This window comes from Vogesella oryzae (assembly GCF_902829295.1).
Classification (GTDB): Bacteria; Pseudomonadota; Gammaproteobacteria; order Burkholderiales; family Chromobacteriaceae; genus Vogesella; species Vogesella oryzae.
In genome coordinates, this window is sequence record NZ_CADEPL010000053.1 from 107868 (window position 1) to 114838 (window position 6971).

Annotated in this window: 7 protein-coding genes; 5 read left to right on the top strand and 2 right to left on the bottom strand. The window is 67.0% G+C overall.

Annotated features, from left to right (window positions below; translation table 11 throughout):
- Nucleotides 1-62: 62 nt before the first annotated feature.
- The gene (locus tag HU218_RS14570; RefSeq protein ID WP_174875667.1) at nucleotides 63-1115 is read left to right on the top strand and encodes an NADP(H)-dependent aldo-keto reductase; all 1053 of its coding nucleotides are present in this window, start codon (nucleotides 63-65) and stop codon (nucleotides 1113-1115) included.
- Between the two features lie 78 nt (nucleotides 1116-1193).
- Here the strand turns inward: HU218_RS14570 and ahpF are convergent, their stop codons facing one another.
- Nucleotides 1194-2768, bottom strand: coding sequence for an alkyl hydroperoxide reductase subunit F (ahpF, locus tag HU218_RS14575; protein ID WP_174875668.1), 1575 nt, complete (start codon nucleotides 2766-2768; stop codon nucleotides 1194-1196).
- 169 nt (nucleotides 2769-2937) lie between these two features.
- Complete coding sequence (gene ahpC, locus HU218_RS14580; RefSeq protein ID WP_174875669.1) at nucleotides 2938-3501, bottom strand: alkyl hydroperoxide reductase subunit C; 564 nt, start codon at nucleotides 3499-3501, stop codon at nucleotides 2938-2940.
- A 268-nt stretch (nucleotides 3502-3769) separates the two neighbouring features.
- Here ahpC and ada point away from each other — a divergent pair, with 268 nt between their 5' ends.
- From ada to HU218_RS14600, 4 genes are all read left to right on the top strand, one after another.
- Nucleotides 3770-4861, top strand: a complete 1092-nt coding sequence (gene ada / locus HU218_RS14585) for a bifunctional DNA-binding transcriptional regulator/O6-methylguanine-DNA methyltransferase Ada (RefSeq protein WP_174875670.1) — start codon at nucleotides 3770-3772, stop codon at nucleotides 4859-4861.
- Nucleotides 4858-5511, top strand: a complete 654-nt coding sequence (alkB, locus tag HU218_RS14590) for a DNA oxidative demethylase AlkB (RefSeq protein ID WP_174875671.1) — start codon at nucleotides 4858-4860, stop codon at nucleotides 5509-5511. The genes ada and alkB overlap by 4 nt, the downstream gene beginning before the upstream one ends.
- Before the next feature lie 75 nt (nucleotides 5512-5586).
- Complete coding sequence (locus tag HU218_RS14595; protein WP_174875672.1) at nucleotides 5587-6489, top strand: DNA-3-methyladenine glycosylase family protein; 903 nt, start codon at nucleotides 5587-5589, stop codon at nucleotides 6487-6489.
- Between the two features lie 219 nt (nucleotides 6490-6708).
- On the top strand, nucleotides 6709-6971 hold a 263-nt coding region (locus tag HU218_RS14600), incomplete at its 3' end, for a patatin-like phospholipase family protein (RefSeq protein WP_174875673.1).

Consider the following 6971-nt stretch of genomic DNA (forward strand, 5'->3'; position numbering starts at 1 on the left):
GACTACTCCCTGCTGCAGCCAGCGCGCTGCAGCCACCCACCCGTTAGCCAAGGATGCAATCAATGGAACTCCGACCACTCGGCCGCAGCGGCATCAATGTCAGCCTGATCTCGCTGGGCACCATGACCTGGGGCGAGCAGAACAGCGAAGCCGACGCCCACAGCCAGCTGGACCTGGCGCTGGAGCGCGGCATCAACCTGATCGACACCGCCGAGATGTATCCGGTACCGCCCAGGGCCGAAACCCAGGGCCGCACCGAGCAATACATCGGCAGCTGGCTGGCCAAGGGCGGCCGGCGCGAGCGCATCGTGCTGGCCACCAAGGCGGCCGGGCCGAGCAGCGACCCCAAGCGTCCGGGCCACATCCGCGACGGCAAGGTGCACTTCGACCGCGCCAACCTGACCCAGGCGCTGGACGACAGCCTGCGCCGGCTGCAGACCGACTATGTCGATCTGTACCAGCTGCACTGGCCGGATCGCAGCGTCAACATTTTCGGCCAGGCGCTGTACCCATGGCAGGACGACCCGGCCGGCAGCGTGCCGATCGAGGAAACCCTGCGCGTGCTGCAGGACTTTGTCGCTGCCGGCAAGGTGCGCGCCATCGGCGTGTCCAACGAAACCCCGTGGGGGCTGGCGCAGTTCCTGGCGCTGGCCGAGCGCCATGATCTGCCGCGGGTGCACAGCATCCAGAACGCCTACAGCCTGCTCAACCGCAGTTTCGAATCCGGGCTATCCGAGTTCAGCCACCGCGAACAGGTGGGCCTGCTGGCCTACTCGCCGCTGGCCTTCGGCGTGCTGTCCGGCAAATACCTGGGCGGGGTGCAGCCGCAGGGCGCGCGGCTGACGCTGTTCGACCGCTTTACCCGCTATACCAACCCGCAGGCGGCCGCCGCCACCGAGCGCTACGTGGCACTGGCGCGCGAGCGCGGGCTGTCGCCGGCACAGATGGCACTGGCCTGGGTCAACAGCCGGCCGTTCGTCACCAGCAACATCATCGGCGCCACCACGCTGGCGCAGCTGGAAGAGAACATCGCCAGCGCCAACGTGACGCTGGATGCCGACACCCTGGCCGCCATCGAGGCGATCCAGCGCGCCATCCCCAACCCGGCGCCGTAAGCACCGCTCAGCCACCTTAAAAAAAACGCCCCGGATCACGCGGATCGCGGGGCGCCCAAGGAGGCTTGAATCGGTTGATCAGCTGGCGGCGACACCGCTGCGGATCAGGTGGTCGAAGGCGCCGAGCGCGGCCTTGGCGCCCTCGCCCATCGCAATGATGATCTGCTTGTACGGCACGTCGGTGACATCACCGGCGGCAAACACCCCGGGCACAGTAGTGTCCTGGTGGCGGCCAACCATGATCTCGCCGCGGCTGGTCAGCTCCACGCTGCCACGCAGCCAGTCGGTATTCGGCAGCAGGCCGATCTGCACGAAGATGCCTTCCAGTTCGATGTGGCGTGCTTCGCCGCTGACGCGGTCAATATAGTCGAGGCCGTTCACCTTGCTGCCATCGCCGGTGACGGCGGTGGTCTGCGCCTGCAGGATCACTGTTACGTTGGGCAGGCTGCGCAGCTTGTTTTGCAGCACCGCGTCGGCACGCATGGCGTCACCGAATTCCAGCAGCGTCACGTGCGACACGATGCCGGCCAGATCGATGGCCGCTTCCACACCGGAGTTGCCGCCGCCGACCACCGCCACGCGCTTGCCCTTGAACAGCGGGCCATCGCAGTGCGGGCAGTAGGCCACGCCCTTGTTGCGGTATTCCTGCTCACCCGGCACGTTCATTTCGCGCCAGCGCGCACCGGTGGCGATGATCACGGTCTTGGCCTTGAGGCTGGCACCGCTTTGCAGCTGGATTTCGGTCAGGCCACTGGCGCTTTCGCTGGCGGCAATCAGCTTGCTGGCACGCTGCAGGTTCATCACGTCGACGTCGTATTCCTTGACATGCTGTTCCAGCGCCATCGCCAGTTTCGGGCCTTCGGTCTCTTTCACCGAGATGAAGTTCTCGATGCCCATGGTGTCCAGTACCTGGCCACCGAAACGCTCGGCGACCACGCCGGTACGGATACCCTTGCGCGCAGTGTAGATCGCCGCCGCTGCACCGGCCGGCCCACCGCCGACCACCAGTACGTCAAAGGCGTCTTTGGCGGCGATTTTTTCCGCCTCGCGCGCCGCGGCACCGGTATCCAGCTTGGCGACAATTTCTTCCAGCCCCATGCGGCCCTGGCCGAAGACTTCGCCGTTCAGGTACACGGTGGGCACCGACATGATCTGGCGAGCCGATACCTCGTCCTGGAACAGCGCGCCGTCGATCATGGTGTGACGGATGTTCGGGTTCAGCACCGCCATCAGGTTCAGCGCCTGCACCACGTCCGGGCAGTTCTGGCACGACAGCGAGATATAGGTTTCGAAGCTGAAGTCACCCGGCAGCTCCTTCACCTGCTGGATCAGCGCCTGGCCGGCCTTGGACGGATGGCCGCCCACCTGCAGCAGCGCCAGCACCAGCGAGGTGAACTCGTGGCCCATCGGCACGCCGGCAAACTGCACGCGGGAGGTCGGCTCGCCGATGCGGCCAACACTGAATGACGGTTTGCGGGCAGCGTTACCGTCAAAGCGGGCGCTGACCTTGTCGGACAGGGCGGCAATATCGGCCAGCAGGCCGCGCACTTCCTCGTGCTTGCCGCCCTCGCCCAGGCTGGCGACCAGTTCGATCGGGTGTTGCAGGTTAGTCAGGTAAGCTTGCAGTTGCGTCTTGATAGTGGTGTCCAGCATGGTGTGCTCCTTGGTATCGGGTACCCGGGAAAGCGGCTTTGACGGCTCAAAGGTTGGCCGCAAGGGCACTTTCCGGGGCACCCGGCATAAATGTCGGGTGGTGGGCAAACCAGCCGGGAGAGGCCGGCCGGTTTACCGGGATGCTGCCGTGAGGCAGCGCGGCGGAAACTTAGATCTTGCCAACCAGATCCAGCGACGGTGCCAGCGTGGCATCGCCTTCTTGCCACTTGGCCGGGCAGACTTCACCCGGGTGAGCCGCCACGTACTGGGCGGCTTTCACCTTGCGCAGCAGTTCGGCAGCATCGCGGCCAACGCCACCGGCGTTGATTTCCACGATCTGGATCTTGCCTTCCGGATCGATCACGAAGGTGCCACGATCGGCCAGACCGGCTTCTTCGATCAGCACGCCGAAGTTGCGCGAGATCAGGTGGGTCGGGTCAGCCAGCATCGGGTACTGGATTTTCTTGATGGTGTCGGAGGTGTCGTGCCACGCTTTGTGGGTGAAGTGGGTGTCGGTGGAGACGGAGTAGATTTCCACGCCCAGTTCCTTGAATGCCGGGTACAGATCGGCCAGGTCGCCCAGTTCGGTCGGGCACACGAAGGTGAAGTCCGCCGGGTAGAAGAACACCACCGACCACTTGCCCAGCAGGGTCTGGTCAGTCACGTCGATGAACTGGCCGTTGTGGAAGGCTTTGGTGGCAAACGGTTTGATCTGGCTGTTGATGATGGACATGCTTGGCTCCTTGCTTGGGTTAAGTGCTGCGTGGCCGGCTGCGGTGTCGTCTTGTTCAATCACCCCGCCCGGTGGCGTTGCAGCGTTACGTCGTTGTCGATGGGTGGATAGTGCCGGAGTGTGATAGTTAATTCCAATTGAATGTTTTTTTCGGATAGTTTTATTTTTCCTATCGCCGGTAATTTAGCGATTTGATCGCAAGGAGCGGAGTGCCGGCGCCACGGTGTCCGCCTACAGTCAGGACAGGATGACTTTGCGGAGTAACAGCATGAAACAGCAGCCCCCCCACAGCGCCAGCGACACCGCCGCCGACCCGCGCTGGCAGGCGGTGCTGGCGCGCGATGCCGCCGCTGACGGCCAGTTCGTGTACGCGGTGCACAGCACCGGCATCTACTGCCGCCCCAGCTGCCCGTCGCGGCATGCGCGGCCGGAGAACGTGCGCTTCTACCCGGACGCCGCCGCCGCGGCGCACGCCGGCTTTCGCCCCTGCCGCCGCTGCCGGCCGGATGGCCCGTCGCCGGCGGCCGAGCAGGCCGCGCTGGTTGCCCGCCTGTGTCGCCTGATCGAGGACGCCGAACAGCCACCGACACTGGCCGAGCTGGCCGTTGCGGCCAACCTGAGCCCCTACCACCTGCAGCGGGTGTTCAAGGCCGCCACCGGCGTCAGCCCCAAGGCCTATGCCAGCGCCAGCCGCGCCGCGCGCATGCGCCAGTCGCTGCAGGCCACGCCGTCGGTAACCGAGGCCATCTATCAGGCCGGCTACAACGCCAGCAGCCGTTTCTACGAACAATCCGCCGCGCTGCTGGGAATGACGCCCGGCGACTGGCGCGCCGGCGGCAAGCAGCAGAACATCCGTTTCGCGCTGGCGCAGTGCAGCCTGGGCGCGATCCTGGTGGCCCAAAGCGCGCGCGGCATCTGTGCCATCCAGCTCGGCGACGATGCCGACAGCCTGCTGCGCGAGCTGCAGGACCGCTTCCCTGCGGCCAACCTGATCGGCGGCGATAGCAACTTCGAACAGCTGGTGGCGCAGGTGGTGGGTTTTGTCGAGGCACCGCAGCAGGGACTGAGCCTGCCGCTGGACATCCGCGGCACCGCCTTCCAGCAGCGGGTGTGGCAGGTGCTGCAGACCATCCCGCCAGGGCAGACGCTGAGTTACAGCGAGGTGGCGCAACGTATTGGTTCGCCACGCGCGGTGCGGGCGGTGGCGCAGGCCTGCGCCGCCAACGCGCTGGCAGTGGCGATTCCCTGCCACCGGGTGGTGCGCACCGACGGCAGCCTGTCCGGCTATCGTTGGGGCGTGGCGCGCAAGGCCGAGCTGCTGGCGCGCGAGGCCGCCGGCCAGCAGAAAGCGCGCCAATGATGGACGACCTGTTTGCGCCGCCCGCCGGCGACGAGCCGCATGCCGAACGCCTCGCCGCCGGCACCGTGCTGTTGCACGGCATGGCGGCACCGTTGGCCGCAACGCTGCTGGACGACATCCGCGCCATCGCGGCGCAGGCGCCGTTCCGCCACATGGTGACGCCCGGCGGCTATCGCATGGGGGTGGCCACCACCAGCTGCGGCGAGCTGGGCTGGGTGTCGGACCCGCACGGCTACCGTTACAGCCGCCTCGATCCGGGCAGCGGCCAACCTTGGCCGGCGATGCCGGACAGCTGGCGCCAGTTGGCTGGCGACGCCGCCGCGCGCGCCGGCTTTGCCGGCTTCGTGGCGGATGCCTGCCTGATCAACCGCTATGAACCCGGCTGCAAGCTGTCGCTGCATCAGGACAAGGACGAGCGCGATTTCTCCGCACCTATCGTGTCGGTCTCGCTGGGGTTGCCGGCGGTGTTCGAGCTGGGGGGTCTCAAGCGCAGCGAGCGCTGCGCACGGTTGACGCTGCGCCACGGCGATATCCTGGTGTGGGGCGGGCCGGACCGGCTGCGCTATCACGGCGTGCTGCCGCTGGCCGGCGGCGAGCACCCGCTGCTGGGCGCCTGCCGCATCAACCTCACCTTCCGCCGCGCCGGCTGAATCCGGCCCTTGGTCGCGGTGACAAACGGTCCGCCGCCACGTAGCCTTGCGGCCAACCTTTATCCCGAGCCTGCCATGTCCACCACCCTGCATTGCCAGCTGCCGCTGCCCGCCAATTACCGTGCCGACGGCTTTCTCGACTTTCACCGCCGCGATGCACAGCAAGTCGCCGAGCGGGTCTGCGAGCAGACGCTGGAAAAAGGCGTGCTGTGGCGCGGCCAGGCCGCGCTGTTGCGTATCGCGCTGCAGCCGCAGCAGGCCGAGGCCAGTCTGCTACTGGATGGCGCCCCCAGCCCTGACGATGCGGCACAGCTGGCCGCCACCGCGCGCCACATGCTGGGCCTGACCCAGCCGGTGGCAGCCTGCGAGGCGGCGCTGGCCAGCCATCCACAGCTGGGGCCACTGCTGGCGCGGCAATCCGGTCTGCGCGTGCCGCAGACCGCCAGCCCGTTCGAGGCGCTGGCGTGGGCCATCATCGGCCAACAGATCAGCGTGGCGGCGGCGGTGGCGATACGCCGTCGTTTCATCCAGGCCGCCGGCCGCCAGCACAGCAGCGGGCTGTTTTGCCTGCCGGATGCCGACTGTGTGGCCGGCATGGACGAGGCCAGCCTGCGCGGCGCCGGCTTTACCCAGGGCAAGGCGCAGACCCTGCTGCGGCTGGCCGCGGTGGCGGCCAGCGGCGAATTGCCGTTGGCTACCTGGCAATTCGCACCGGATGCCGCCGCCATCGGCAAGCAGCTGGGCGCAATCCGCGGCATCGGGCCGTGGACCATCGGCTACACGTTGCTGCGCGGTTTTGCCTGGCTGGATGGCTCGCTGCATGGCGACGTGGCGGTGCGCCGCAACCTGCAGCGGCTGTTGGGACGGCAGGACAAGCTGGATGCCGCCGAAACCGAAGCCTGGCTGGCGGCGTTCTCGCCGTGGCGCGCACTGGTGGCCGCCCACTTGTGGTCCATGCAAGCCACCGACGGCTACTGATGCGGCGGCGGTTGTCATCGCCCTGTCACAGGCGGTGGCGATACTGCCGCCAGCTGCATGGCTTTGTCCCGATTCTTCTTGCTGTCCGCCCGCCCCGCGCGGGCATTTTTTTTTGCGCGCCCGCCACGACCGCCACCACTTTGCCCGTATAGCCAATGTCATCATCGCCCCTGCCGTATATACTCTGCCGACTTGCGTCTACCGGATAACGGCCCCGTAATGTTCCGTTCTATTGCCAGACTGGCCGCCCTGCTGTTTTTGCTGCTCAGCCCGCTGCTGCACGCCGCGACCATGCCGCGCGTCGGCGTGGTGCTGGGCGGTGGCGGCGCGCGCGGTCTGGCGCACCTGGGGGTGCTGCAGGAGCTGGAAAAACTGCACATTCCGGTCAGCTGCATTGCCGGCACCAGTGCCGGCGCGCTGATCGGCGGCGCCTATGCCAGCGGCCAGAATCTGGACAACCTGGAACCGGAGCTGAACGCCGC

What these genes read in the sequence shown, in the direction of transcription:
- HU218_RS14570 (WP_174875667.1), top strand. Translation starts at nt 63, where the DNA reads ATGGAACTCCGACCACTCGGCCGCAGCGGCATCAATGTCAGCCTGATC.
- ahpF (WP_174875668.1), bottom strand. Translation starts at nt 2,768, where the DNA reads ATGCTGGACACCACTATCAAGACGCAACTGCAAGCTTACCTGACTAAC.
- ahpC (WP_174875669.1), bottom strand. Translation starts at nt 3,501, where the DNA reads ATGTCCATCATCAACAGCCAGATCAAACCGTTTGCCACCAAAGCCTTC.
- ada (WP_174875670.1), top strand. Translation starts at nt 3,770, where the DNA reads ATGAAACAGCAGCCCCCCCACAGCGCCAGCGACACCGCCGCCGACCCG.
- alkB (WP_174875671.1), top strand. Translation starts at nt 4,858, where the DNA reads ATGATGGACGACCTGTTTGCGCCGCCCGCCGGCGACGAGCCGCATGCC.
- HU218_RS14595 (WP_174875672.1), top strand. Translation starts at nt 5,587, where the DNA reads ATGTCCACCACCCTGCATTGCCAGCTGCCGCTGCCCGCCAATTACCGT.